We start from the raw sequence: 25,670 nt of genomic DNA, 5'->3' as shown, positions 1-25,670 counted from the left end.
CACGACAATGGCTATGGTACAAGGTAAGAGCCTTAAATACCGAGTATGGGCAACGCATATTGCGCTGTGGTGCTTCTTAGCGCTAATTATTTTCCCACTACTGATGATTATTGCTATCTCATTCCGCGAAGGTAACTTTGCAACCGGTAGCTTGATTCCAGATAACCCATCTTTGGAGCACTGGAAATTGGCTCTGGGTATGTCCGTGACGAATGCTGATGGCTCAGTTACTCCGCCTCCATTCCCAGTACTGACTTGGCTGTGGAACTCAATAAAAGTAGCGGGTATTACGTCAATTCTTATTGTGACACTGTCGACAACATCGGCTTACGCATTTGCTCGTATGCGCTTTAAAGGTAAAGAAACTATCCTGAAAGCGATGATGATTTTTCAAATGTTCCCTGCGGTATTGGCTCTAGTGGCTATCTACGCACTGTTCGACAAATTAGGGCAATACATCCCATTCTTAGGCTTGAACACGCATGGCGGTCTGATCTTCTCGTACTTGGGCGGTATTGCATTGCACGTTTGGACGATTAAGGGCTACTTTGAGACGATTGATAACTCTTTGGAAGAAGCTGCAGCATTAGATGGCGCAACACCTTGGCAAGCGTTCAGATTGGTTCTATTACCACTGTCAGTACCCATCCTAGCGGTTGTATTCATTTTATCTTTCATTGGTGTTGTTGGTGAGGTACCAGTTGCTTCCATCCTATTATCGGACGTGAACTCTTACACGCTAGCGGTAGGTATGCAGCAGTACCTATATCCTCAGAACTACTTATGGGGCGACTTTGCGGCAGCGGCTGTACTTTCCGCACTTCCGATTACTATCGTGTTCTTACTGGCTCAGCGTTGGTTAGTTGGCGGTTTGACGTCGGGTGGTGTAAAAGGATAAGCTGTCCTTATAAGAAAGACAAAAGAGCGACCGTTAGGTCGCTCTATATTGGCATTTTTATTACATCACTTGGTTTGGCCGCCGATCAGTAATAAAAATAACCCTCAGGTTACGCATAGCTGGCTACTAATCAGGTTCCTTACGCTATTAATGATTAGTGGTTTTTGTAACTCTAACCCAGGTACTTACTTGGGTTTTTTTATGCCCGCTACTTTTATCTCTATCTCTATCTCAGTCTTTTTGGTTTCTTTCAGTCATTAAATACTGAAGTACCTCTTTCCTGGATTTTTCCGGTTTCATCTCTCTAATTGAAGACATCAACGAGTCTCACAAATCAGACACTCAGTATAGGGGGCCACAGCTCTATTGATATATGTGTAATATTTCCATGCGTGATACTTCAATAATTTGCATGCAACGGATCGGTCTATTACACAGAAAGTGCCTATAAAGGCAGGCTCGTGTTAATTTTTGTGGTGGGTATTCTCGGTAGTTATTGATTTAGTGGTAAATATTTCAAAAAGGGAAGGAGAAAAGGAAGAGGTGATGTGAGACTAGAACTCTTTGCTAGAAGGTGCGCAACCTAAATGCTGAAGTAAAACATAGATGCTGTCTTGATAAAGAGCTACGCGACGAAACAGATCCGCAAACGTCTGATCACCGCCAAAACAAGCTTGGATATAGTGGTTAATTTCATTCGTGTCGTAGCCTTCGACGTACAAACTTCTAACCCATTGATACTCAACTGCCTTCAAGTTCGTCAGTGTAGATTCGCAAAGGGTGGGAAATGTTGTGCTCAAAAGTGGCTCCAAGAAATTTAAATACATCCATTATGATTGGCGGTATTTAAACAGAGCAAAATGACGACTTTATTACAGTCAAAATAAATCCGTGAACAAGTATCGGATCATTTTAACTTTTGACTGGGTATCACGCGTTATAGTCAGCATTAGGTGTGTAACGGATTTACTTGGGTATAGAGAGGGAATTGAAAATGCCAAGCAAGTACTGCCTGGCATCGTAATAAGGTTTTGTAGAGTATATCTGCTAGCTGCGCCTATTTAAGATACTTTACGTGTGCTTCCATCTCTTCACCGATCTGTTTTCGCATGTTCATTAGGCGAATAGCAGAATCTCTTAATTCGATGTCTTCTGATGTTTCTGGTACCCATTCTGGCACTTTAGTCGGGTTACCATTTTCATCAACAGCGACCATAATCACGATACAGTGAGTCGTTAGGCGGTTGTTGAGTTCTTTTGGGTCGCTGGCTTGAACATCGATAGCGATGTGCATAGAAGATGAACCTGTATAAATGACCTTCGCACTTACTTCAACAAGGTTACCCACATGGATTGGAGCAACGAATCGAATACCACCAGCGTAAGCGGTAATACAGTACTTACCACTCCATCCAGCAGAACAAGCGTAAGCCGCTAAATCGACCCATTTCATTACGGCACCACCATGAACTTTACCACCAAAGTTCACATCCCCGGGTTCAGCTAAAAAACGCAGAGTAACGTCTCGTTTACCATCTTGTCGGCTATTGTGACTGCTCATCTATCTTCCTTCATTATTATTGTTCTGAATAACATGCTCGTTACTTGCTAATAACAATATACTTAAGATGACATAAATTAAAGCGGATAATCTCACGAACAAGACTATTTTTTCAAACAGATGGCGAGTTGATGACTATTGATGTTTAAAGGAGGTGGACGTGACGCTCCAACAGAGGAGTACTCTATCGAGCAAGCTGGCGGAAGGGGGGATTGCAAAAAAAAACACCTAGCGGAATGCTAGGTGTTTCTAAGCCGTGTGGTACTCATATCGGTACCTTTTTGAGTTAGCCAACTAACCGTTGCTTATCCGGTTTAGTTTAAGTGATGGTATCTTAATTAATCCCAAAACGATAGTTTTGATTGTTTTCTTATAAGCTCACTTTCTGTTCGAAAAGTATAGAACCTTCGCGTAGATATTTCCTTTCGTATTATTGCTAGAAAACTCTTTTAATACATTTTGCAATAATAATCTGTATTTATCGGTAAGTTAAGGTGTTAAAGCTAAATTTATATCGATTTTAAAGTGTTCACTTTTGTATAAACCAAAGTAACTAGACGGTTATTTCGTTGCTGTAAATTTTCTAAATGGCTCATAGTGACCTGGGTTACATGAGCCGTGTTACCATAGGAGAGCGATTAGATCAACAGTTACCTGCTTTCTGGAGAGTTATTCTAACGCTTTGAACACTTAAACCGTACTTAGTGCATTAAATGGAAGTTGGCGAGATATTGCAATAGCAAACACCATTATTAAGTGTACTTAAAAGCTTCATGAACGAAAAATAAAATTAGAGAGCATGAATCGAGAAATCGAAAATAAGCAAAAGTACCTGCTAACGAGGCAGGTACTGAGTGGAAAATGGAATGGGGCATTGTCGCTGGTTAAGCGGGGTTAGTTTTGCTGAGGTAAGGGAGCCTCAAGCCTTGGTTTTCTTTTGATTTGAGCAAGGATGACACCGGAAATCACCATTGCACCACCAATGATGTGGAACTGGTTAATCTTTTCACCCAGCCAGGTGGAAGCTAATACAATCGCGATAACTGGCATCAGATTCATAAACATCGCGCTTGAATCCGCGCCAATGGTATCAATCGCTTTCACCCACATCCAAGGCGCTAAAATTGAAGCGGCCACCGCGGCGTAAGCTATCAATGGTATCGCTTGTTGCGGTGGTAAAAGCTGTTCGCTGGTAAGCCAAAGTGGCGTAAGCATCGCGACAGCAAACAGTCCCTGAATGTAAATCACCACCCAGCTACTGATTGGCATTTTCCAGCGTTTCAATAACACACAGTAAGACGCATAAACAAAGGCCGCAATTAACATATAGCCATCGCCTTGAGTCAATTCTTGATGCATGAAGAATAACGGGTCGCCTTTACCTAACATCAGAGCTAAGCCTGACAGTGACAACACACCGCCCACAATACTCAAACTAGAAATCGACTTGTGCAACAGAGGGACGCTTAAAAACACACTGATCAATGGAACCAAAGAAGTGATCAGTGCCATGTTAGAAGCGGTTGTGGTTAAGCCCGCGTAATAACCTAGAGATTGGTTCAACACCATGCCCAAAAAGCCGAGGAACGCTAATTTTGATAGGTTTGGTTTAATGACCGCCCACTGTTTCATTACTGGGCGAATACAGAAAGGCGTGAGAATTAACATCGCAAAAAACCAACGGTAAAAACTCATCGCGCTAGGTTCTATGGTGCTTGCAGCAAGCTTGTTGACGATTGCATTGGCGCCCCAGATACAGACTGTAAAAAATGGTAAGAGATAATGCATGTGAATTCCGTGGCGAATGAGTTGATGCGGCTAGTTTGACAGGTCGTTATACTTACAAGTATCTTTATAAAGACATCAGGCGCGATAGGAAGACAAGTTTGAAAAAACACTCCAGAAACCTTCATCCATCCTTATCAATTGACAAGGCACCATCCAACGTATTTATGAATTTTGAAGCGTTTCTTTCGAACACTGAAACCCGAGTTCATAGCCACTCATGGGGACAGGTTCAATTGATCAGTGGCGGTATATTAGAGATGGAAGCGGAAAGCACTCGATTTCTAGCGCCACCACATCTAGCGATTTGGGTACCGGCCGGGGTGATGCACTGCAGTTATAACCGTAAGCCTTTGGACTACTGCTCGCTAAATATCGCCCCAGAACTCACGCAACACCTGCCAGATAAAACCAGCCTTATAAAGATCACGCCGATTGTGTCTTCTATCATCGATGATTTTCGCGATCGTGGGATAAATGTTGCGGAAACAGAGCAAGACCAAAGGCTCGTTCAGGTACTGCTTGACCAACTTGCGCAGCGTGAGGTTGAACACCACTTCTTGCCTTCGACCGACAATAAGTACCTCGCGCCTATATTGGCTTCTGTTGAAGAAAACCCAACCGATGAAGTGACACTGAAAGATTGGGCTGAACGTGTCCACACCACGGAAAGAACCCTTTCTCGCCACTGCCAGACGGAGCTTGGAATGAGCTTTACAGAGTGGCGATTACGTGTCCGCTATCTGTACTCGATGGACTTGTTAAGAAACGGCCAATCGGTCAAAGAGGTGGCTCTTACATTGGGCTATAACCAAGCCAGCCCATTTATCACCATGTTCAAACGTTACGCGAACCAGACGCCAGAACAGTATAAGAACCGTTTGTTGTGATTGGTTTCTTTCATCCGATGTATTAATAATTGATGTTTCCCTTTTTATATTTAAGTTTTTGTTATTAAAAGATTAAATTCGGTGTTGATAGCGGACGTACACGTCTGTTTCGTCAATGGTTTGAATTTGGTTATATAAGCATTTAGTTTTTTGATCGTATTTGAGTGATCATTTATATAATCACTTGCTCAAAATGCCGAGGAAAAATTTGAAATTTATTATCCCAACGATATCAGTATTAGCTGTAACACTTTCTGCATGCGGTGGTGGTAGCGATAGCGCTGCGCCACCACCTAAAAAGACTAAAACCGTAGTTCCTCAAATGTCCATAACCCCGGCATCAGGAAGTGTTGCAGATCCAAAAGATGACGTTGCAAAAAACTCTTATAGTAGTCCCGTCATGTATACAGCTAATGCTATAGGTAGTACTGATATCAAAGAGTGTATCAAGTCTCTAAACCTGTTTAATATTTACAGTATTGGTTGGGACGATGAATTTAATGAAGAGCTATCATCTAAGCAGCAAAAAGATCTCAAAGGTTTCTATGGTGTTTATGGCGCAAACGGAATTGTCGATTACTCTGCTCACACTACAGAAGCTATCGAAGCTAAAGATTGGATCAGTTATTTCTACTATGATGCAAATTTTCAAGATTGCGAAGCGCGTCGTTACAAGTCATATGCCAAGGTCAATAAAGTAGGCCAAGACATTACCGAGCTTAGTTACAAGTACAGTGTAGATGCCGATGCTACGACAAACACACCTCAACAAGATATAAGTAACTATACTGCTTGGCAAAGTGACGCTGCGAAAAACACAGTGGTTGGTTTAGTGACGAACATTACAACGGGTAGCATTCAACATAAGCAGCAACTGAAAAGCTTCAAATCCGACAGTGGCCGTTCTGTAGATAACGTCAGTTTCAGCAAGATGTTTAGAAATAGCTATTTCTTAGAGTCTTATAAGAATGGCGAAGTCGAGTTCCAAGTTGTTGGTGGTAAGGTGATTGATAAATATGCAAAACCAAACCAGTCAGCCCCAGATACATACTATGCAGTTAACTTGATTTCGGCATACTTCCCTGGTGTTGGAACAAGAATTAACTGGTGTGTGCGAGGAAGCCAGTTCGTATTAAACAAAGAGACGCCTATCAGCGAAGCACAATACAGCAGCATTATTGAAAATGGTGACTTAGGAGCGGCTTACTGTGACCCATTTGATGCGAATATCAGCCAAGTTCGTTACTACGATACGAAAGGAAGTATAGTCTCAGACAGCTCCGCAATTGCGCTTGAGTTAAACAATAAGTTGGCACAAGGCACTATTGTTAAAGACAAGTTGGATCAACGAGTAGCAAATAAGAAGTTGTACTTAGGAAAAACACACAGTGAATATTTCCAAGATACTTCTTTGGCGAATCAAGTTGATCAAATCAAAGCCGATTTGACTAAATAGCGTTTTGACGAGCGTTATGAAGGTATGCCTCCATAATCTCTAATCGTAAATAGCCATCCTCGTGATGGCTTTTTCATATCACTAGTGGGTTGGCAAGCAGTCGCGTGGCAAGACCTTCGAAATCTTAAATATTTGTTTGCGCTTATATCCAATCATGGGCTACCGCCATTAACGAAACAAAACTGGTCAGTACATTCGAGAGGATGGTAACCACATGAATGAGATGCACTAATTTCTTCCCTTTAAAGGCTTTAAATGAGTAGATTGTTGAAAGCAAAGATAGGACAAAAAACAGACCAATAGGCCAATACCAATAATACAGGGGGTCAAACTGAGTAAATTCGCATGCAACAACAGCATAAAAAAATCCAACTAAGGATAATAGGCCGTGAGCAGATTGAGCAATCGACCTGGAATTTAAGTAGTAGAGATAAGAAACCATGGGGTAGAAGGCTAATAAAACCCAAACTTGGCTAATCACAGTCAGTTGGTAGTCACTCATAATTCTCTCGAACACCTAATGCCTTGTCAATTTGTGGAAACTATACGACGAAGCTATATACGTAAACGTTATATACGCAAAAAAATATGCGAGTACGCTAACCAAAAAAACTAATCATTACAAAGTGCTATTGGAGTCCGTTGAATCGATTGATAAGTAGTTTAATAATGAATAAGGCTATAAGTATTTACCTGCATTTTCATAAGCTTCGATTTCTATCGGTGCTTCAACGTAACCAAAGATGGCTAGTTGCAATAAATACTTTTTAGTAAATGCTTCAAGCCCCAAATCTTCGACTTGTTTTACATGAATCAATTCATGAGAAAGTAGTAATTTGTCACCTTTTGCTTTGTTAGCGATCCAAATGCCATAACCAAATGTTGAACCCGTAAAGTAAGGAGAGTCAAGCCCCAAACGTTGCATTTGAAATAGCAACGATTCATTTTCAGGCAAAGGAATTGAATCGGCATAATGTACGCGGATTTTTTCAGGATATTTGATGCCAATCTTATGTGCAATTTCAACGTATTGAGGTAGTAAAGGGATACCTTGGGTTAGTGCTATTTGTTCATTTTTTCTTACATACTTAATAGACAGTGGGAAGTATGCTTCTAGTTGCTCTAATAGATGGCTAGGAGGGTTAGCATAGACGTCGTTTTTATCTTCACATCCTAGAATTGAAATAACTAAGATCAAAAGAGTGATAAATTTAAGTGATGCTTTCATTTGTTGCGAACTCCTTTTTATCGTTATTTGTCTTGTAAGAAAAGTAAGTGTCCATTAGCACAATAACAATATTCTCGAAATATATGACTTTGCCTTAGCGAAGGTTCTTAGGGTATTACTCTTTAAACATCGTTGTATTTGAAATAGGGGTTGTATTGCGATGGGTTTCACGTTTTCCCTCGACAAAACAATGAATTAAGTCGAGATCTACAAAGTTATATCCACGGTAGTAAAATTTTCGGTATAGCAAAAGCTTTGGATCGTAATGGTGTTCGTGCCGGTATGCTTAGTACCCAGTCAACTCCATATAGCCCGTACCAGAGTGTGTTCCTTCAATAACGATTGGCCCTTCCCAATAGGGTACAGACAGTGGCATTTTTGCTTCTGGATTGAGTGCCGAGACGGTCAGTTCGATTTGTTGAGTTGGAATCGAAACTTGCCATTCTGTTGGATAATCGCGTCCGTCGATTTCTGTTTGCTTGATAGCGGTTAAGCGGATGTCTTGCTGCTTAATCGCGATGCCAGAGCCATTTTGTTTCATCAGCCTTGCATGGGAATAACTGGCTTTGCCTGTTGTTGAGTTTCGAAGTTGAAATACCACCAAGCTGGTTTCATCACTCAGCCTTAGCGCAAACCAATCCCAACCTTGTTGCGAGTCGAGTAAAAACTGAGAGCTCCATTCTCTGTCTATCCAACCTTTGCCAGAAACCAGATGGGTTACTCCATCAATAGTTACCTCGCCCGATACATTAATGAATGGTTGGCTGTAGTAGTAGGAAGCCACTTTGCCATCGCTACTTTTAGTGCTGTAGCCTTGTACGCCTTGCTTTTGATAAGGCGCGTTGCTGGTTAACTTAAGCGAGTAGCCAAACTGATCTGAATTAGCGTCCAAGGTTGCGGGGAATAGATCATCGCTTGAAGAGTTCCATTGCCAGTCATCAAGATAGACACGAAATGGGGAAGTGCTGACACCCGCCAGTTTAGCTTGGTCACGTGACCATTTTTCATCGGCATAGTGTTTGTCTTTAGTGGTGACAGCGCTGTGTGCCATGTAGATCTGTTGGCTTTGCCACGTAGTTTCCTTGGTGCTATTGCCACTTCCCTGTGGTGCAGCCGCGAAGCGGAACTGAGTCCATTGCACGCCTAACGTATTGCCTTCTTCATCAATCAAGTTTGCGGTTAAGTACCACCATTCATGACGAAAATCAGAGTGTGCTTGATGGTCGGCAGGGAAGGTAAGATCGACACCTTTAACTACCGGCGTGAATTGGTCAGCCTCTTTTGGTTTTTCATCGTCGGTTTGTGTTTCTGCGCCAAGTATCGAACCCATATTTTGAGCTGATGGTTGAGTGGACTCCTCACATCCTAGAACGAGCAAGATGCCAAGTGTGAGAACGAAAACTCTCATTGATCGATTCATCACAACACCTCACTTTGCAAACTGGATACCACGGGTTTACTGACCAAACGCCACAGCGGAATCAAGGTCGCAATTACAGCCACTAAAATGGTGATGGCTGCGATGCTGAGTGCGTCACTCCAATTCCAGACGTAATTTAAACTCCAACCAAAGGCGCGCAGGGTGACGATGTCCGTCAATACATAACCGACCATAGCGCCGAGTGGTAAAGCGATAACCAGAGTGAAGGCGACCAGAACTACGATTTGCCCGACCACCATCGCCATCAATTTTCGCTGACTAACACCGAGCGCGTACAACCTTGCAATAGCGGCTTTGCGTGCATCGAGCAACATGAAACAGGCGCAGAACAAGCCAATCACCGCCACCATTAAAGTGACGCCATTAAGCGCCCGAGTGATAGCAAAGGTTTGTGAGAAGATATCTAAAGCGATCGATTTGATCTGTGCTTGATCGTAAAGCTGGCTAGGGTGCAAATTGAGTTGTTGGCGTAGCTGTTCGTACACCACTTGTGGGTCGCCAGAGACTTTGATTCCCAAGCTGGTGGGTAAGTCAGTAAACCCGCTTTCGAGCCATAAATTAGGTGCAAGTAACACTTCGCCATTCGGTGAGCCGTAATCGTGGAAAATCGCCCCGACGATGAGTGTTTTGTCTTGGATAGCGTCGAGCTTGAGTTGGTTTCCAAGGGACAAGCCGAGCTTCACCGCAGTGGGTTCACTGATCGCCACGAATTCACCTTGGTAAAAGCGCGTCCAGAAATCATCAAGGTGGGATTGAAATACCATGGTTTGCTCAAGTGTGTCTTTGTCTTTGGTGCCGAGCAAAGTAGGTAAGCCCTGCAAGTTATCGTCGACATAATATTGCTTATAAACGGTTTCAACATTTTCAAACTGCTCTAACGCACGTTCCACATTCGCGATTTCACCTTGGGCAGGGCTAACGTAAATATCGGCATGTAAGCGCTGTTCAAGCCATTGCTTTAACGTGGATTCAAAGCTGCCGACTAAGGTATTCATTCCCACATTGGCGGTGACAGCGAGAAGCAACGCCATCATGGCAAGGGAGAGCGGGGAGATAAGTTCACGCAGCTCAGCGAACAGATATTGTATTAACCCCGATTGGGTGCGTTTTTCGCTCCAGTTCGCTAGCACGCTGAGCGTTTTGGGCAAATACAAAGGAATCGACACCACTAACACTCCAAGCCACGCCATGGTGAAGCGATGATGTTCGCTCATCCATAACCCTGCTAACGCGAGAATAGTTAATACTGACCCGATAACAAACAGCTGATTTTCGTTAGACGTTTCCGGCGCTTGATAGAAACCGCCATGGGAAGAGAGGGGTTGTCGCACTCGCTGTTTAAAGTGCTGCCAACACGCGACAAGCGTTGCGGCTAGCGTGAGTAGCAGTGCCTGCACTAACCATTGCCACTGCCATGTGCCGGGAAGCAGTGTTGCACCATAAAGTTGCTCAAGCGTTATTGCGACGGTGGGATGTAGCCAATGGCTGAGTTGAATGCCGAGAATGAAACCAAGCGACGCGCCCAGTGTGACTAAAACAGTCAGCTCGACTAACAGAGCTGAAAATACGATGCTTGGCTCAATCCCAGCTTGTTGAATTTGTACCAACAGCCGATTACGTTTCAGCAAACTGTACTTCACACCGTTGTAAGCGATGAACAGGCCAACTAAAAACGCCAACAAACTCATGGCGGTGAGGTTAAGGTGAAAGCTATCGGTAATTGAACCGAGATCCGTGCTTTGGTTGTTGGATATCCATTGCCCTTGCTCGCCAATAAGGCTTTGCCATTTATCCTGAGCATTGCTGTTAGTGTCGCTCTTAGTGTCAAAAATAGCGATGTAGCTCAGTTGCCCTTGCTTGTTAAGCAGTTGCTGAGCGAACCCAATATCCATCAACATTCGGCTACCGAGCTGCCATTCATCTGGTAGCACTACCACTTGAGTGAGCACTTCATCCAAAGTGAGTGTGTCTACTCCTCCCAAGTTCTGGTGTTGCGACTGGCTCATCATCACAATGGGTTCACCCGCTAAGAGTTGCGGCAAAGGTAAGGCATTGTCGAACAGGGAAATGTTTGGTTCTTTGGTTTGAGTGTTGCTTTGTTCGTCGACGCGAGCGTGACGAGATCTTGAAGTGAGGGCGGCGATCAACTCACTGCCTTGAACTGACCAACGTCGACCTTGCTCGTCTCTTACTCGCCCTTCTATAACAGGTAGCGCTGCGCTTAATCCACTTTGTCTTAAGCTGAAGTAGAGCGATTCCGGCAAATAGTTTTGCCCTGCTGGTGGAATGATAAGGTTCTGCGCTTGAGTGCTAAGTTGCTCGGTCGATTCTGCATAACTGCGCTTGGCATTGAGGTTGATGGCTTGCACTGCGACAAACAAGGTGACCGCTAACACAATGCCGATCAGAATCGCTGCGGCTTGCAATGGTGATTGACGATAGTGCGCCGCGAATAGATTCAGAGTCAGTTTGGTATGGGTGAGCTGGTTCTGAGCAAAGCCAGTTTGCTTCATTGGATTACTCACAACGCTGCTGCTCTTGGGGTTAGATCTATGTTCCTTAAACAACCATCATCTAGCACCAATTTTGTCTGCATAAAGCTGGCGCATTCTGGGCTGTGCGTAACCAAAAGCACGGCAGTGTTGCCTTGTGTAGTGATTTCACTCAGCAGCTTCATAACCTCTAACCCTGCTTTTTGGTCGAGGTTGCCAGTGGGTTCGTCGGCAAGCAATAGTTTGGGTTTATGGGCTAGCGCGCGCGCTATTGCGACTCGTTGTTGCTGACCGCCAGAGAGTGCGGATACATGTCTTTCGAGTAGCTCGCTGATACCCAATGCGTCAACTAAATAATCGCACCAGTCGCTCCACTTCTGTTGATTTAAATGAAGAGGGAAGGCGATGTTTTGTTTTACGTTGAGTGGGGTTAACAAGTTGAACTGCTGAAAGATAACGCCTAGTTTTTGATGACGGAATCGGCTCCACTGTGGATCTTTCCAATTTGATGTGTTCTCGCCATCAAGCCACAATTCTCCACCAGATAGTTCGCCACCGGATAGAGGTTCAAACCCCGCAATGATGTTAAGCAGAGTACTCTTTCCACTACCACTCGCCCCAGTCAAAGCCACGCTTGCCCCTGTCGCCAAAGCGAAGTCGACATTGTCCAACACGTGATGGGTATCGTTGCCATCAACAAAGCTTTTGCTGGCATGTGTAAGTGTGACAATTGGGCTTTCCATTTCCTTTCCTTATAACCAAAACTAACCATCAAAAGGTGTCGTTACTTGTGGCAATTACCGAAGCGACAAGCTCTATAAAACTGTAGACAACAATTTCAAACAATAGAGCGATTTATATCGAATTATTAATAACTTGTACTTCGAAAAGAGGGAAATAGATCAGTGTGAGGGAGAATACAGATGTTAGTGGAAGCTATGAGTCACCGAGGAGGCTCTTGGATTTTTCGTCAGATGGTTCGTGATCACGTTTAAGTGCAATAAATCATGGTTTAACGTGTTAAAGGTTTTCTTTATGAAAGCGGGGTGGGTTGGTGTTGTTTTGCTAACTTGTTTTAGCCCCAAGACGTGTTTAGAACGCGTGAAACCATCATGAGATTTATTTCTGCCCCAAAAGTAAAGCTCATTCACAGTGCCGTTTAGCCCAATATCACAATACCGAAAGTTATTCTAAATGCGTCCATGTGTTGCCAGTTGGTACTTGTAAAAAGAATCTATATACCCGTATTTATCATTCTTCAAAACCATCTGACATTTTTTGTGTTCCATACTCTTTCAGTTGCTGATTGGTAATCCTCTAGAACAGCCCGTAAAGTGTGGTAGCAGATGCTAATTGATCTTGTTAGAGGTCTTTTATCGATGTTCACCGCTTTGGATCACATAGCGCCTCGAAGAGGTTTAGTTACTCAAATGGACTTTGATGGCGAGAACTTGATGAAAATACAAAGTTAAACAGAGCACAAAGATTTGAAAATGTTGGCCACCTACAACAAGTGGCCAACCAATTTTTAGACGGTGTTTAAGCGATCATCAAGCTTAAACTCATAACCATTATTACCAAGAATATTATTAATTTTTACCATGGCATTCTGTAAGAACTTCAATTTTTCAGGGAGATTATCAAAATTAGCTGAATAGCGGCCAGAAAAAAAGTTAACGTAGATAGTATCTGGCTCATCCTGTTTTCTTATCAATTCACCGCCAATTCTAGCAGGTTTAGCCCCTGTTAATGTCGGGTGGCCAGTTTCGCTACTATCTTCACCGATGAATAATGCGCCATATTGCGAGATAACCCAAATTAGAGTTTGCCTATGAACAAGATCTTCACACCCTTGTGCCCACTGTTTTTTAACCATCGCTTGTTCATTTAACAGATCAATAAAGCGGTCTTGACTAGTGTCCGATTTATTATCAAATGAATTCTGAAGATACAGCAAATTACTTTGATTATTTAGGTGATAATCAGCGATTTCCGTGTCTTTTATCTGTTGCGGCATTCTCGCCACTCCAAACTTTTCATCGAGATAAGCAAAGTGATTATTTGTTTTTAATGCTAAGTTCCTAAGGATTGGTAGGTGATAATTTTCCTCAGGGTTGGTTTGGCTCATTAATATTTGGAACTGGTCTTTGTAGAGTTGGTCGATATGTGGTTCAACAAACTCTCTATTATTACCGTAATAAACTACGTCCATATAAGCATCACCTTGCGGCAAACTTGTTGAGTCTAATACGATATCAAACATATATCCTTCGCTGCCTGAAATAGTGATGACCCAGACGTTTTTAGGTAAGCTCCTGGTTAACAGCTTTAGTTTTGAAGCGAAGTCGAGAGCAGGATTATCTTTTACCTCTCTTTTGAATGAAGTACTTTTAAGTAACCTAGCCGACCATTGCAAACTAAACAAAGGCTCCGATGACTTCGGATTAATATAAAGCGTATTTGCTAGGTTAGTAAACATAGTGGTCAGCATTTCTGCTGTTTGAGCAATCGCTCTATAGCTAACTCTTACTCTTGGATCTGTCGCTATAGTCAGTGTATTACATGACATAACATCGTTGTATTTTCTATCATCTATCTGCAAGTATTGGTCTTCTGTAACGAGAACTGTGCGAGGCGTTACTCCAACTTTAGCTGAAAAACTGTTTACGAAGCGTAAAACAGTGTACGGCCCTCTACGATCATCCAGTACGATAAGCTTTTCTAAATCATTTTGTTCGTTAGTTTGATAGCCAATAATGGTGACAGCATGATCGCCCTCAACCTTATATGAGGCATTTTCACTTAGGCTTGACCATTCACCGCCTAAAATTAGAGGGATATCACTATCAATATAAGCTTTTACATACGATGATATCTGAGTTTGGTTTACTGAATTTTCAGAATCAGATCTGACAAACCACTGTTTCAGACCAAAGTGTTCTAGAGCACGTTCTATCTCTGTAGAATTTAAACCTGAGCATGGAAAACTATTAATGACCTTATTTTCCTCAGTTGCTGCAAGCGTAATTCTTGCAGGACTGACGACCTTTTTTTTGCCTAAAGCGTGTAGTAAACACCAAATTGAAGCGGAAGTGCACGCCGACGTGACCCTATCTTGCTCCTGAAATGCTAGTGAACTGAACGTCCTTTTCATGCCAAACAGGTCTGCAGTATATTCTCTCGAAATAATACGAGTATTCTGGTTATTAAATTTGGGAGGAATTCTTAGGCATGTTCGGCCTATAAAAGTCATAGGGATAGGTTTAACTACCATGAAGCCTAAATATTCACCTAACTTGGATTCATCCCCTTCTCCAGAGATGATCTTTTCGAAGTCTTCAGAGCCAAAATTTAAATAGTTATCATCGCCGGCGAAGAAGTGAATTCTAGAACATGTCTTTGGTGTTGGTGCATGACTACCTACATAGTAATTAAGGTAATCATCTAAATATCCCCTATCTACATAATCAATTTCACAAACCATGATCTTAGTGCCTAGCTCTTCAAGAGTGCACGCTATAGCATCTAGCTGCATTTTTTGAGTGACATCGGCCAATTCTAAATCAACAGATTCTCGTATGAGATTACTCAGTGTAAACTTATATTTGGTTGTATCGAATAGAGATATGAAAAATGGGGGTTTCATTGAATTCCTTGTACAAAAAAAGCGACTAAAAAGTCGCTTTGATGAATATGTTCGAATTAATTACATTGAGTAGCGACGCTGACGGTCATCCTCAGTTGGAGTTAGGCTTTTAGCCTCTTCGCTACAATTATTAGCAGTACGAACCACTTCATTAGTTACTTCGCGAAGTTCAGCAGGAGAAAGTTCTTTACCGCGTGTTGCATCTATAAACCATTCTGGCATGGCAAACTCCTTAATAGTTGACGTAATCATATTTCAGACGTACTTAATGTGGCTATACTACCCCATACCTGACGGACTCGGCAATGTAAATCGTTGTATATCCGTCAATTACTGCTGTAAATATAGCAGTAATTACGTTAAATACAGCAGTTATTGCGCTAAATCACACTTTAAAGGTAGTCTAATAATTAGTCATTAAGCATGCTTTTTGTTCATGTCATCTAAATATCTCCAGCTATTTGAAGAATTCGTGTGTTTGTATGAAACTAAGTAAAAGCTGCTCAGTAATGATAGCTATCATTGATATTTAGGCACCCCCATTCTTATACATTGCTTAACGGGCTTTCTATAAAGAAAGCCTATTGATAATGAGCTTTAGGAATAGTGATGTGCCTTGGAGATAGAAAATGTCTAGTTATCCTAGGTCTTACCACTTCTCATTATCCACGCTAACCTTCTTAGAACTTCTGTTCTAAGTAGCTTTTGTCCAGCTATCAGTTAGCCTTTGCAGCTCATTCACCAATATCAACCGTTTTGCTCAGTACAGATGTGGTGTTGGAAGATGGGAACGACAACGACCTAACCACGATCTAAGCGTCGTTAAGTCGTTATTGGTTGAGGTCAGGGGTTAATTGAGCGCTTCAATCAGAGCGATTTCGCGTTTGATCTGTTTGCTCTCTTGTCCATTAGCTTGCGCCAGTTTTTGTTCGCGTGTGGTTATGGCTGCTTGTTTGGCTTCGTCAGATTTGAACATCAGTTCTTTTACGTTGATAGAAGCGATGTTTGTGTAGCGGCCATCGTCACTGGTGGGGATTGATATGGTTTCATCATTAATCAATGACTTCACTATCTCTCGTTGTTCATTGTAACGGCTCTCTAACCCCGAAAGTGCCCATCGCTGTTGAGGTTTGCCTTCATACTGACCGTTCTTTTCTTCTTTAAGATACTTGATAGTCATGTTACGGATCGTGCTTGCTTCTTCTCCATACTCTGCTTCCGTATCAAAGAGTACAGGGAACGATTCACCTTCTAGCACACCGCCTGTCTTGGTTAGATGACCCATTCGATAGCTATTCATACCAATGCGGATTTCGGTTTGATCAGTAACCGGTGTGCCATCAGCAAACGCGAGGTTGGTGATGCGGGTACCTGCAGGTTGAGTGAGGTCGATGGTATAAGTCACGCCCGCGAAGAAGTCATTGGTCGAATATTTTGAAGCTCTACGTTCAGGGTTAAAGCTGTAGGTCACATCGCCAGGTTGTACTGAGTTGAAGTAGCCTGCAGACCATTCCATGTAGGTTCTTAACTCTTTGCCTGTCATCTGATAGACAGTGATTTCGCCACCTGCGTATTGGTAATTGTACGCGATGTCTTTGGCTTTTATTGGGCCAACATCGAGCTCTGCATTGTCGTTGTCTATTTGAAGTGCGATGACATTGGCTTTGGGGGCATAGAAGAAGCTCGCTTCTTGGTATAGCGCACTGATGCCCGTGTCTTGAACGTGGACTTGAGGGATACCGCGGATTTCATTTTCAGGGACTAAATCAACGCCGGTAAGCTGAGCGACAGGTCGATTCGCCATTTCTCGGAGTTGTTTGTGATAAGGCTGGTATAGGTCGTCCATGTTCTCATCAGAGTCGATACCTTTAATTTTATAGGTGAAACTGTCTTTGTTAACGAGAGTGAATGTGCCATCGCGCTCTTCAAATTGAAGATCAATACGAGATAAGGCGCGGCCATATTTGTCGGGTTCAGTAATGATAACGCCATTCACAACGGCTTTATCAATGCGAGTGTGCATGTGACCAGCGACGATGGCATCAAGCTCTGGGTTTACATTGGCAATGTCGGTGACACCGGTGTCGGCAATGTCATTCTCGTTCTCAATCCCCATATGGGCAACCAATACGATGGCATCCACTTGATCATCAATCTCTTTGACGATTTTCTTCACTTCCAAGGTTGGATTAGTGAAAGTGACGCCTTCTAAACGGTTTGTACCTTGCGCAAAAACCTCCGTCATTGGGGTATCCATTCCTATCACACCGATCTTAATGCCACCGCGTTCTAGAATGGTGTAACCCGGTAAGAATGGATTTCCGTTTTTGTTCTTGATGTTGCCGCCGAGAGACTGCCCTTTAAATTGGGTAACGGCTCTGTTGAGCGTTTTAAGGCCAAAGTCGAATTCGTGGTTACCTAAAACCCATACATCGTATTTCATGTGATTAAAGCCAAGCATCATTGGATCAACAGGCTCGTCTTTGAAGGTTTCTACGAAGTTGCCTTGGATGGTGTCGCCAGCATCGACAAGGATAATGTTAGATTGCTCTTTGCGGATCTCACCAACCTTGGTCGCGATTTGGCTCAAGCTACCACGAGTGTTGAGTTTATCTGCCGCGTAATCCCACGCCATAAAATGACCGTGGATATCTGAAGTACCCAGTATCGTGACATCGTGTATGTCGCCATCAGCTGCAAAGGTGGGAAAGGCTAGAGAGAGTAGGATGGCGCTTGATAGTATGTGTCTTTTCATCAGTATGTTTGCATCGTGGTTTTAAGTATGACGCTACCATATAGAATCGAGATTACCTTATGGGTGATCAGTGTCATATTTGTAGTGATATAACTTACTGATGTTTCAAATAAACGTGACTCATGACCATCTCGTAACCACTTAAGTTATGGAGAAACGCATTACAACTCTTTACTGCGTTCTCAATACTCAATTCCTTGAATCAAACTTTCTCAGTGAATCAATTTTCGTAAGCACTTCTGTCTTTGTTCAAGGTGATTGAGTTGTCCTGCCATTTCCAATGCTTCTTAGCGCGGTCTTAATATTTCTATTATTAACTATGCATTTAATTTATTGTTATGTTATAACGTAACAATAAGTGCTGTTTTTGGATGTTCGGTGGGAATTTGAATAAACCTGTATTGTCTGTGCGCGGGCTCTGCGCTGATGGCTTGGCTAACTGGAGGGCCGTCTCCGATGTGACATTTGATGTGAACGACGGTGAATGCGTTGCCATCATTGGGCCCAATGGAAGTGGAAAGTCCAGTTTGCTGAAAGGCATTACAGGCGAATACAAAACCGTCGCGGGTGAGTTGATGTTGTCTGGCATTGCACTTGGAAGCCTTGAGCGGCAGCAGATAGCCAAGCAAGTCGCGGTGGTTACTCAGCATGAGCATGTTGATCCTCGTTTGAGTGTTGCTGAGTATGTTGGCTTAGGCCGAACTCCTCATACATTTTGTTGTAGTGCAAAAGAGCACAAACGAGCGGTTCAGCAGGCGATGCAAGATGTCGGGCTGATTCACAAAAGCCATCGGTGCTTTGGTGAGCTGTCCGGTGGTGAACAGCAACGTGCAAGTATTGCTCGCGCCTTTGCACAAGAGCCGAGGCTTTTACTCTTAGATGAACCCACAAACCACCTTGATCCTCTCGCTCGTCTTGAACTTCTGAGCCTAATTAAACAACGTGGCATTGCGTCTGTCGTGGTGCTGCACGATTTACCTTTGGTAGCGCCATTCGCCGACAAAGTCCTGTTGATGTCAGGCCAAAAAATGGTGGCGTTCTCAGCCCCAGAGGCGGTGATGCAAGACCGATACATGATCCCTGTTTTTGGATTGCGCGTTCTCACGTTCAATCATCCTAATCTGTGCAGCACCATCCATCATTTTGAAGCTGCATCAACTTACTCAACTCACTTAACTCTCTCTAATCACTCTTTAATAGGAGCAGCCCAATGAAGTGGCCTGTAATTTCCAGTCTTTTGTTTCTTTTACCTTTCTCTTTTGCGCATGCGACAAGCACTCAATACCCAGTGACGGTTGATAACTGTGGGAGCCGACTGACCATTGAAAAGCGCCCCTCGCGTGCGGTTGTACACGACATCAATATGACCGAGATGGCGTTTGCTCTTGGTCTTCAAAAGGAGATGGTGGGCGTTACGGGTATTACAGGGTGGTATAAGATGTCGAGTTCGTTTGAAGAACGTTTAGGAGATATTCCTGAGCTAGCACCTAAGTATCCTTCATTAGAAACATTGATTGCTGCTGATGCTGACTTCTTTTTCGCTGGCTGGAATTACGGAATGAAAGTGGGTGGTGAAGTGACACCTCAAACACTGAAGCCATACGGGATTGATACCTTGGTACTTTCTGAAAGCTGTATTCATACCCAGAGTCAAAAGGAAGGCGCGACAATGGATCTGCTTTATGGCGACATGCAAAAGCTAGGCGTTATTTTCGACAAGCAAGCAGAAGCCGAGGCTTTGGTAAGCAGCTGGAAAGAGAGAGTTGAAAAAGTAGCAGAAAAGCAGAAAGCATCAGGTAAGCCGAGCCCAAAAGTGTTCTTGTTTGATTCGGGTGAAGACAAGCCTTTCACCGCGGGTAAGTACGGAATGCCAAACGCAATGATTGAAGCTGCTGGTGGCCAAAATATCACTGGTAACATGGAAGCAAGTTGGGCTCGAACCTCTTGGGAGAATGTCGCTCGTGAAAACCCAGATGTGATTATCCTTCTTGATTACCAATCGGCGAGTGGTGCGGATTCGTTGCAACGTTTCCTCGAAGCCCATCCGTTAATGAAATACACCAATGCAGTCACTTCTGGTCGTTATGTCAAACTGCGTTATGAACAACTCACCCCTGGGCCTGCCAATATCGATGCCATTGAGAAACTTGCAGAGGCGTTCGTTTCTGAGTGATCGGGAAGGTTGTTATATGAAAGCTTGTTATTGATAAGAGTAGTAGTCCTTTGATTTTATTTGATAAATATCGAGCAGCATGGCTAACAGGTATCACTGCCATGCTGCTCGCCTTCATGATGAGTTTACAATTTGGCTCAGTCCCTTTGTCTTTTAAGGAAGTGATTGTAGGGCTGAGCTCTTTCACTGATCCAACGCCGGATATGACCAGTCGAATACTGATCGATCTAAGGTTACCTAGAGCATTGTTAGCGGTTATCGCGGGTGCAGGGCTGGCGATGGTTGGAGCGTTGCTTCAAACCTCGACACGAAATGATCTGGCGGATCCGTTTCTGTTTGGCTTGTCATCTGGCGCGTCTGCTGGTGCGGTGTTGGTGATCACCAAAGTGGGAGACGCTCTGGGTGTTTGGTCACTGCCACTGGCTGCATTCTCGGGTGGTATTGTTTCGGCGACCGCCGTTCTGATTCTGTTTTCGATGCAGAAGAAAAAGGGCAATGACAACTTGATCTTGTGTGGTTTGGCGATCTCATTTCTATTCGGAGCCATCACGAGTTTTTTGATTTATTCAGGCGACCAGAGAGCGGCGAGTTCGATTTTGTTCTGGACGATGGGAGGCTTAGGGCTCGCACGTTGGGATAATTTGATTTTTGCCTTGGCGGGCGTGTTGTGTCTTATTGTGTTGATTTTCAAACGTTATCGCGAGCTCGATACTTTGTTGGTGAGTGAACAGACGACAAGCTCATTGGGGATCAATGTGCACCGCCTACAAAGCGAGATTTTTCTTTGTTGTGCGTTTTGCACTGCGTCGATTGTATCGATGACCGGAGTGGTCGGTTTTATTGGCTTGATGGTACCCCACTTAGTTCGACCATTTTCAGGTGTCACTCACAAGCGAGCTCTGCCTTTGGTTGCCTTATGGGGCGCGGTGCTTTTACTGTTTGGGGATGTGATTAGCCGAACCATATTAGCGCCACAAGAACTGCCAGTAGGTATTGTGACAGCAGCGCTTGGCGGGTTATTCGTTCTGTATCTTGTTTGGCGTAAATAGTGTGTGCTCAATTCCACCAAACTATACAGGCAGCAAGATGATCTTGCCGTTCAAGCGTGTGGTTTTCGATTCAATGAGATCAATCGCGGTTTGCACTTCATCGAATGGCAGATAGCGGTCAACGTCGAGTTGAATGTCGTTTGTGATGAAGTGATCTAGCATGGTCGTGAACTTATCACGGCGAACATCTTTACCTTCCGCTTCCTCCCAATAACGTAAGAAGAAGGTTTTGAAATCAATGTCTTGGCTTTTCGCGTACTCAAAGAAGCGTGGTTCGTAAAAATCCAGAGACAGCGTCCCATAGTTGATAAAGCGCCCATTGTTGCCAAGGGTGTGAATAAGATCGGTTCCGGGTGAGCCGCCAATCGCATCAAAGGCAACAGTTGGCATCGGCAAGCCTAACGCCTTAATTTGAGAAGCTAAATCGTCGTTTGCATCTAACACCCAACTGGAAGTGATTGGGTATTGTGTCGGCTGTGATGTAACGACAATGATTTTGAAGCCGAGTGATGCTGATAACTGGGAGAAGATCTTACCGATGGCTGAACTGCCCGCGTTGATGATCAACACATCTTCTTGGGTCAGCTTAGCCACTTCTGTCGTCAACACCCATGCAGTTAGCGCATTAATGTACAACTGACAGGCGTAGCCATTTTCTAGATGCTGAGGAATTTGGAACAGGTCATCAGGTGATACATCGACATAGGTCTGCCATGTTCCACTGGTTGCTACGAGCACTCGCTGATTTACCGCAAACTCAGTATGACTGGACTCTACAACTCTTCCTACCGCTTCAAATCCCGGTACTCTCGGCGGCTGGTGGCTATGTTTGTATTGGCCCACACCATAAATCGACAACAGATCACTAGGGTTGATGTTAGTCGCTTCAATTTGTACGCGAACTTTATCTTTGTCTAGCGCCCCTAAAGCGACATGTTCTAACTTGAGAGATTCTTTTGGCTGACCGAAACGGAACTGGCTAATTCGGGTATTTTGCTTAGTGTCAGTCATAGTTAGGGCACCTTTATGGATTATGAGTACTGCATTGATTTTAAGTGTAGCGTGTTCATAAACAATCTTGGGTCGCTAATATTGCTTAACATCGATGTTGTTGGCAATCGATTGTTTAAATTGAAATTAGTTAACCAAAAGTTGACCAACACCTATTTACAATGATTCCTAGTTTAATAACTGGGAGTTAAGAAAGATGAACGTGCCTGAAGTAATGTCTAAGTGGAAAACATTGCTGGCTCTGACCATGGCCTTGTTTGCTCTTAAGTTTCATCTACTTCTGATTTGGGGGTTATTTTGTTGGTTTTGGGGATGGGAAAATCTTCGCGCAAAAGAAGCCTTCTTTGTTGAACGTATTGAGCTAAAAGAACATCCAGTTTTGTTTACCTTAATCATCATCAGTTGGTTTGTGATGGGAGGGGTATATTTCTATATGGACAATAGAGTCTTTGAGTTTTTTAGCTCTTTGTAGCAAAGCAAAATTTAATAACTAGGATACGTTATGAAAATCTATTTAATTAAAGCGTCTGCTGGCAGCGATTACTCAAAATACAAAGCCTCTACGGGGGGACCTCCACAAAACATCTTTGCCGCCGCTGCTGCGACACCAAAGTGGTACAAGCTAGATATGGTTGATGAGACCATAGGTGCAAAAGCCGACCTTTATAATGATGCTGATTTGGTGGTGATATTTATGTCGACTCCAGATGCTTATCGGGCTTATGAGCTAGCTTCTAAATATAAGAAAAAAGGCAAAACAGTGATCCTCGGGGGGTTACATACTCAGTTTAACCCTTCAGAAGCGGCAGTATATGCGGATTGTTTGGCGATGGGAGAAGTTGAGAACTACTGGGTTCAGTTACTACGTGACGCAGAGTTTGGTTCGCTACAGCCTATTTATGAAAGCTCCGAGCCTGTCGATCTCAGTATGCTCAATCCATACCCAACAAATATCATCAATCCTGAAGCGTACAATTATACATGGTCAGTAGTTGTGACAAGAGGTTGCCCATTTAAATGTAACTTCTGTTTAGTGCCAAGGTTCTTTGATAAGTTCCAGAAAAGGCCAATCGAAAATATCGTCAGCGAGTTAGCGGATCTCAAGACATTAGGTATTGAGTGGGTTGAGTTACACTCCGACAATCTCACTCATGACCGTGAATATGCTTTGGCACTATTTAAAGCCATTGAGCCGCTTAACATGAGCTTCTATGGGGAAACGACAGTCTTGATTGCTCGTGACACCGAATTGCTTAGTGCTGCGGTGAAGTCAGGGTTCAAAGCTGTATTATTAGGCATAGAAACGCCATCTGAAGAGGCTTTAAAGGCTCAGAAAAAAGGCTTTGTGAAACCATCTAAAATGAAAGAGTACATCGCTGAGATAAGATCTCATGGTATTGAAGTATGGGGAGATTTTTTGTTCGGTTTTGATGAACATGACACTTCTATCTTCAAACAAACGCAGAAGTTCGTCGAAGATATCAAGGTTGATAAGGTGATCCCGCACTACATTATTCCGTTTCCCGGTTCGGAGTCTTTTAATCAGCTAGAGCGAGAAGGGCGACTTCTTACTAAAGATTGGTCCAAGTACGATGGTAGCCATCCGGTTTATCAGCCAAGTCGTATGAGCGTTGAAGAGCTAGAGGAAGGCTTGTATTGGATTTGGAGAAAGAATGCGAGCTTGAAAGAACGAGTTGTTGCCTGGTTCAATTAAAATTTGTTCTGGATACATGGAATGAAAATCGCGAAGGTTCATAAATAAGTTTTACTATTCGGAATCCCTGACTGAGTCAGTACACTTTAAAGGCTCCATGTGGAGCCTTTGTATCAAGTCTTTGACGTAGCGGTGAAACCTCGCGATCAAAAGCCATAGCTTTGTTTGATTGGATCGCAGACTAGTTTATATTTAGCATCCGCAGCTTCTTTCCCGGCAAATTCTAACATCGCTTCTGAATAACCCATTGCAGTGCCGAACTCTTCCATTATATAAGGATCTTCTTTGACACTCACTGTGCGATCTTTCGATAGCTCGACAATAAACTTAGCGTAATCTTGGTCTTTATCTAAGCCTGCCGCCCAACCAAAGCAGTGCGCAGCATCTTGTTTAGGGAATTCGTTAAAATCTTCACCATTCACTTCGGCTAAAACAGCACCCGAAACAAGTGCTGTAAGTAGTGACATGCTAGTAATTAATTTTTTCATATTACTTATCTCGAATATTGAATATGAAGCTATCTTATTGCGAGCGCTATGAAATAAATGTGAACATATTTGTTATTATTTTCAAGTCATGTGACTTTTGATGTAACTGTTTTAATCTCTTACGAGCAAAGCATCGATTTTAAGTGTAGCGTGTTCATAAACAATCTTGGGTCGGTAATATTGCTCAGCATGGCTGGAGTCGGTAAACAATCGTCATCAACGTAGTCGACATAGTCTGCCGCCGAATCGAAGATCAAAATATCCAAAGCCAAACGATCCAAGCCATATCGGCCTCGGTGGATCATATCCGCTGAAAACACCAATAAGTCGCCCGCTTCTAACGGTATCTGCTTGCCACCAGAGATATCATCGCTGCTCACTTTACCATTTTCTTCTTGGCGAACGTTGTATTCTTCTTCATTGTCCCAGCGTTTGTGAGTGCCGGGGATAAGCTCCATACCGGGCTCATCAAAAATGGGCACTCGCAGATGCAATACCTGGGTTTCCATGATGACTTTCATTTGGTCATCAACGTCGTAGTCGTATTGACAGTCACGATGCCAGAAGTCTTTTTGTTGCGGATTTACCGGGTTGAAGAACAGCTGTGTATTCATGAATGCCGGTTTGTTCGGAATCACCGCATCAACCACGCCCATCACTTGCTTCGAGCTGATGAAGTCGAAAAGCACGCTTCTATCGTCGGCGAGCAAATATTCGCTTCCCGTAATTAAAGACGAGTTAAATGCTTCTTCTTTATAGAATTCTTCGTTGTCTGCTTTCCATGATTCATGGAATTTCAGCACGACTTTTCTAAGCGATGCAATTTGAGCTTCATCGAAATAATTTCTGATAACAAAGTAACCATATTCGTCGTAACGGTCACTTAATTGTTGGCTGTTTTCTACCACTGATTACCTTCGTTCATTCTTTGCTGTGTAATAACCACAGGTTTCTTGGGCGCATAATGCCAGACAGTCGTCATTCAACCAAGTAACGAGTGCAGAAGCCTGTAGATTCCGTGATGCTATGAAGCCATGTGTGGACGAGTTTTACATGCCTATTCAGATCATGGACTCATGCGAC

The 25,670-nt window shown here is 43.3% G+C and carries 22 protein-coding genes; 8 read left to right on the top strand and 14 right to left on the bottom strand.

The window, feature by feature from the left end; all coding sequences use genetic code 11:
- Window positions 1–7: 7 nt before the first annotated feature.
- Window positions 8–898, top strand: coding sequence for a maltose ABC transporter permease MalG (malG, locus tag ACED59_RS01065; protein ID WP_009845806.1), 891 nt, complete (start codon window positions 8–10; stop codon window positions 896–898).
- A 554-nt stretch (window positions 899–1,452) separates the two neighbouring features.
- Here malG and ACED59_RS01060 read toward each other — a convergent pair.
- The 3 genes from ACED59_RS01060 to ACED59_RS01050 form a co-directional block, all read right to left on the bottom strand.
- Complete coding sequence (locus ACED59_RS01060; protein ID WP_012600205.1) at window positions 1,453–1,725, bottom strand: hypothetical protein; 273 nt, start codon at window positions 1,723–1,725, stop codon at window positions 1,453–1,455.
- Window positions 1,726–1,955: 230 nt separating this feature from the next.
- Window positions 1,956–2,459, bottom strand: a complete 504-nt coding sequence (locus tag ACED59_RS01055) for an acyl-CoA thioesterase (protein WP_012600206.1) — start codon at window positions 2,457–2,459, stop codon at window positions 1,956–1,958.
- A gap of 894 nt (window positions 2,460–3,353) precedes the next feature.
- The gene (locus ACED59_RS01050) at window positions 3,354–4,247 is read right to left on the bottom strand and encodes a DMT family transporter (protein WP_017096228.1); all 894 of its coding nucleotides are present in this window, start codon (window positions 4,245–4,247) and stop codon (window positions 3,354–3,356) included.
- A gap of 98 nt (window positions 4,248–4,345) precedes the next feature.
- Between ACED59_RS01050 and ACED59_RS01045 the strand changes: the two genes are divergently transcribed.
- Both ACED59_RS01045 and ACED59_RS01040 read left to right on the top strand, forming a co-directional pair.
- Complete coding sequence (locus tag ACED59_RS01045; protein WP_012600208.1) at window positions 4,346–5,134, top strand: helix-turn-helix domain-containing protein; 789 nt, start codon at window positions 4,346–4,348, stop codon at window positions 5,132–5,134.
- A 208-nt stretch (window positions 5,135–5,342) separates the two neighbouring features.
- Entirely contained in the window at window positions 5,343–6,590 is a 1,248-nt protein-coding gene (locus ACED59_RS01040) for a hypothetical protein (protein WP_017096227.1), read from the top strand.
- Window positions 6,591–6,732: 142 nt separating this feature from the next.
- Here ACED59_RS01040 and ACED59_RS01035 read toward each other — a convergent pair whose 3' ends face one another.
- From ACED59_RS01035 to ACED59_RS01000, 8 genes are all read right to left on the bottom strand, one after another.
- Window positions 6,733–7,092: a hypothetical protein gene (locus ACED59_RS01035; protein WP_017096226.1), complete on the bottom strand. Its 360-nt coding sequence runs from the start codon at window positions 7,090–7,092 to the stop codon at window positions 6,733–6,735.
- 177 nt (window positions 7,093–7,269) lie between these two features.
- Window positions 7,270–7,818: a hypothetical protein gene (locus ACED59_RS01030; RefSeq protein ID WP_017096225.1), complete on the bottom strand. Its 549-nt coding sequence runs from the start codon at window positions 7,816–7,818 to the stop codon at window positions 7,270–7,272.
- 286 nt (window positions 7,819–8,104) lie between these two features.
- On the bottom strand, window positions 8,105–9,238 hold the full coding sequence (locus ACED59_RS01025; RefSeq protein WP_029223709.1) for a lipocalin-like domain-containing protein: 1,134 nt from the start codon (window positions 9,236–9,238) through the stop codon (window positions 8,105–8,107).
- Window positions 9,238–11,772: an ABC transporter permease gene (locus ACED59_RS01020; protein ID WP_029223708.1), complete on the bottom strand. Its 2,535-nt coding sequence runs from the start codon at window positions 11,770–11,772 to the stop codon at window positions 9,238–9,240. The genes ACED59_RS01025 and ACED59_RS01020 overlap by 1 nt, the downstream gene beginning before the upstream one ends.
- A gap of 8 nt (window positions 11,773–11,780) precedes the next feature.
- Window positions 11,781–12,494 carry an ABC transporter ATP-binding protein gene (locus ACED59_RS01015; protein ID WP_017096222.1) on the bottom strand — a complete coding sequence of 238 codons (714 nt, stop codon included), beginning with the start codon at window positions 12,492–12,494 and terminating at the stop codon, window positions 11,781–11,783.
- A 785-nt stretch (window positions 12,495–13,279) separates the two neighbouring features.
- Window positions 13,280–15,397 (bottom strand): hypothetical protein, encoded by a 2,118-nt coding sequence (locus ACED59_RS01010; protein WP_371704848.1) that lies wholly within the window; start codon window positions 15,395–15,397, stop codon window positions 13,280–13,282.
- Window positions 15,398–15,457: 60 nt separating this feature from the next.
- On the bottom strand, window positions 15,458–15,619 hold the full coding sequence (locus ACED59_RS01005; RefSeq protein ID WP_017097756.1) for a hypothetical protein: 162 nt from the start codon (window positions 15,617–15,619) through the stop codon (window positions 15,458–15,460).
- A 628-nt stretch (window positions 15,620–16,247) separates the two neighbouring features.
- Window positions 16,248–18,152, bottom strand: a complete 1,905-nt coding sequence (locus ACED59_RS01000) for a bifunctional UDP-sugar hydrolase/5'-nucleotidase (RefSeq protein WP_017097755.1) — start codon at window positions 18,150–18,152, stop codon at window positions 16,248–16,250.
- Window positions 18,153–18,523: 371 nt separating this feature from the next.
- Between ACED59_RS01000 and ACED59_RS00995 the strand changes: the two genes are divergently transcribed.
- The 3 genes from ACED59_RS00995 to ACED59_RS00985 all read left to right on the top strand — a co-directional run bounded on the left by ACED59_RS00995 (window position 18,524) and on the right by ACED59_RS00985 (window position 21,374).
- Complete coding sequence (locus ACED59_RS00995; RefSeq protein WP_017097754.1) at window positions 18,524–19,366, top strand: ABC transporter ATP-binding protein; 843 nt, start codon at window positions 18,524–18,526, stop codon at window positions 19,364–19,366.
- Window positions 19,363–20,325 carry an ABC transporter substrate-binding protein gene (locus tag ACED59_RS00990; RefSeq protein WP_017097753.1) on the top strand — a complete coding sequence of 321 codons (963 nt, stop codon included), beginning with the start codon at window positions 19,363–19,365 and terminating at the stop codon, window positions 20,323–20,325. Before ACED59_RS00995 ends, ACED59_RS00990 begins: the two co-directional genes overlap by 4 nt.
- Window positions 20,326–20,426: 101 nt before the next feature.
- The gene (locus tag ACED59_RS00985; RefSeq protein WP_004731972.1) at window positions 20,427–21,374 is read left to right on the top strand and encodes an iron ABC transporter permease; all 948 of its coding nucleotides are present in this window, start codon (window positions 20,427–20,429) and stop codon (window positions 21,372–21,374) included.
- Window positions 21,375–21,395: 21 nt separating this feature from the next.
- Here ACED59_RS00985 and ACED59_RS00980 read toward each other — a convergent pair whose 3' ends face one another.
- Window positions 21,396–22,385 (bottom strand): zinc-dependent alcohol dehydrogenase family protein, encoded by a 990-nt coding sequence (locus ACED59_RS00980; protein ID WP_017097752.1) that lies wholly within the window; start codon window positions 22,383–22,385, stop codon window positions 21,396–21,398.
- A gap of 196 nt (window positions 22,386–22,581) precedes the next feature.
- Between ACED59_RS00980 and ACED59_RS00975 the strand changes: the two genes are divergently transcribed.
- Window positions 22,582–22,857, top strand: coding sequence for a hypothetical protein (locus ACED59_RS00975; protein ID WP_009845795.1), 276 nt, complete (start codon window positions 22,582–22,584; stop codon window positions 22,855–22,857).
- A gap of 30 nt (window positions 22,858–22,887) precedes the next feature.
- Entirely contained in the window at window positions 22,888–24,099 is a 1,212-nt protein-coding gene (locus ACED59_RS00970) for a radical SAM protein (protein ID WP_017097751.1), read from the top strand.
- Between the two features lie 146 nt (window positions 24,100–24,245).
- Here the strand turns inward: ACED59_RS00970 and ACED59_RS00965 are convergent, their stop codons facing one another.
- The gene (locus tag ACED59_RS00965; RefSeq protein WP_017085371.1) at window positions 24,246–24,587 is read right to left on the bottom strand and encodes a hypothetical protein; all 342 of its coding nucleotides are present in this window, start codon (window positions 24,585–24,587) and stop codon (window positions 24,246–24,248) included.
- Between the two features lie 119 nt (window positions 24,588–24,706).
- Window positions 24,707–25,495: a phytanoyl-CoA dioxygenase family protein gene (locus ACED59_RS00960; protein ID WP_017097750.1), complete on the bottom strand. Its 789-nt coding sequence runs from the start codon at window positions 25,493–25,495 to the stop codon at window positions 24,707–24,709.
- Between the last annotated feature and the right edge of the window lie 175 nt (window positions 25,496–25,670).

The sequence above is a fragment of the Vibrio sp. FF266 genome (assembly GCF_041439695.1).
Taxonomy (GTDB): domain Bacteria; phylum Pseudomonadota; class Gammaproteobacteria; order Enterobacterales; family Vibrionaceae; genus Vibrio; species Vibrio tasmaniensis_A.
The sequence above is the reverse complement of the archived record's forward strand: the minus strand, read 5'-3'. Positions and strand labels throughout refer to the sequence as shown.

Excerpts from the sequence above, each read along its gene's own strand:
- ACED59_RS01000 (WP_017097755.1), bottom strand. The coding sequence starts at position 18,152 with ATGAAAAGACACATACTATCAAGCGCCATCCTACTCTCTCTAGCCTTT.
- ACED59_RS00995 (WP_017097754.1), top strand. The coding sequence starts at position 18,524 with ATGTTCGGTGGGAATTTGAATAAACCTGTATTGTCTGTGCGCGGGCTC.
- ACED59_RS00990 (WP_017097753.1), top strand. The coding sequence starts at position 19,363 with ATGAAGTGGCCTGTAATTTCCAGTCTTTTGTTTCTTTTACCTTTCTCT.
- ACED59_RS01060 (WP_012600205.1), bottom strand. The coding sequence starts at position 1,725 with ATGTATTTAAATTTCTTGGAGCCACTTTTGAGCACAACATTTCCCACC.
- ACED59_RS01055 (WP_012600206.1), bottom strand. The coding sequence starts at position 2,459 with ATGAGCAGTCACAATAGCCGACAAGATGGTAAACGAGACGTTACTCTG.
- ACED59_RS00970 (WP_017097751.1), top strand. The coding sequence starts at position 22,888 with ATGAAAATCTATTTAATTAAAGCGTCTGCTGGCAGCGATTACTCAAAA.
- ACED59_RS01015 (WP_017096222.1), bottom strand. The coding sequence starts at position 12,494 with ATGGAAAGCCCAATTGTCACACTTACACATGCCAGCAAAAGCTTTGTT.
- ACED59_RS00980 (WP_017097752.1), bottom strand. The coding sequence starts at position 22,385 with ATGACTGACACTAAGCAAAATACCCGAATTAGCCAGTTCCGTTTCGGT.
- ACED59_RS00975 (WP_009845795.1), top strand. The coding sequence starts at position 22,582 with ATGAACGTGCCTGAAGTAATGTCTAAGTGGAAAACATTGCTGGCTCTG.
- malG (WP_009845806.1), top strand. The coding sequence starts at position 8 with ATGGCTATGGTACAAGGTAAGAGCCTTAAATACCGAGTATGGGCAACG.
- ACED59_RS01035 (WP_017096226.1), bottom strand. The coding sequence starts at position 7,092 with ATGAGTGACTACCAACTGACTGTGATTAGCCAAGTTTGGGTTTTATTA.
- ACED59_RS01030 (WP_017096225.1), bottom strand. The coding sequence starts at position 7,818 with ATGAAAGCATCACTTAAATTTATCACTCTTTTGATCTTAGTTATTTCA.
- ACED59_RS01020 (WP_029223708.1), bottom strand. The coding sequence starts at position 11,772 with ATGAAGCAAACTGGCTTTGCTCAGAACCAGCTCACCCATACCAAACTG.
- ACED59_RS01025 (WP_029223709.1), bottom strand. The coding sequence starts at position 9,238 with ATGAATCGATCAATGAGAGTTTTCGTTCTCACACTTGGCATCTTGCTC.
- ACED59_RS01050 (WP_017096228.1), bottom strand. The coding sequence starts at position 4,247 with ATGCATTATCTCTTACCATTTTTTACAGTCTGTATCTGGGGCGCCAAT.
- ACED59_RS01005 (WP_017097756.1), bottom strand. The coding sequence starts at position 15,619 with ATGCCAGAATGGTTTATAGATGCAACACGCGGTAAAGAACTTTCTCCT.
- ACED59_RS01010 (WP_371704848.1), bottom strand. The coding sequence starts at position 15,397 with ATGAAACCCCCATTTTTCATATCTCTATTCGATACAACCAAATATAAG.
- ACED59_RS00985 (WP_004731972.1), top strand. The coding sequence starts at position 20,427 with ATGCTGCTCGCCTTCATGATGAGTTTACAATTTGGCTCAGTCCCTTTG.
- ACED59_RS00965 (WP_017085371.1), bottom strand. The coding sequence starts at position 24,587 with ATGAAAAAATTAATTACTAGCATGTCACTACTTACAGCACTTGTTTCG.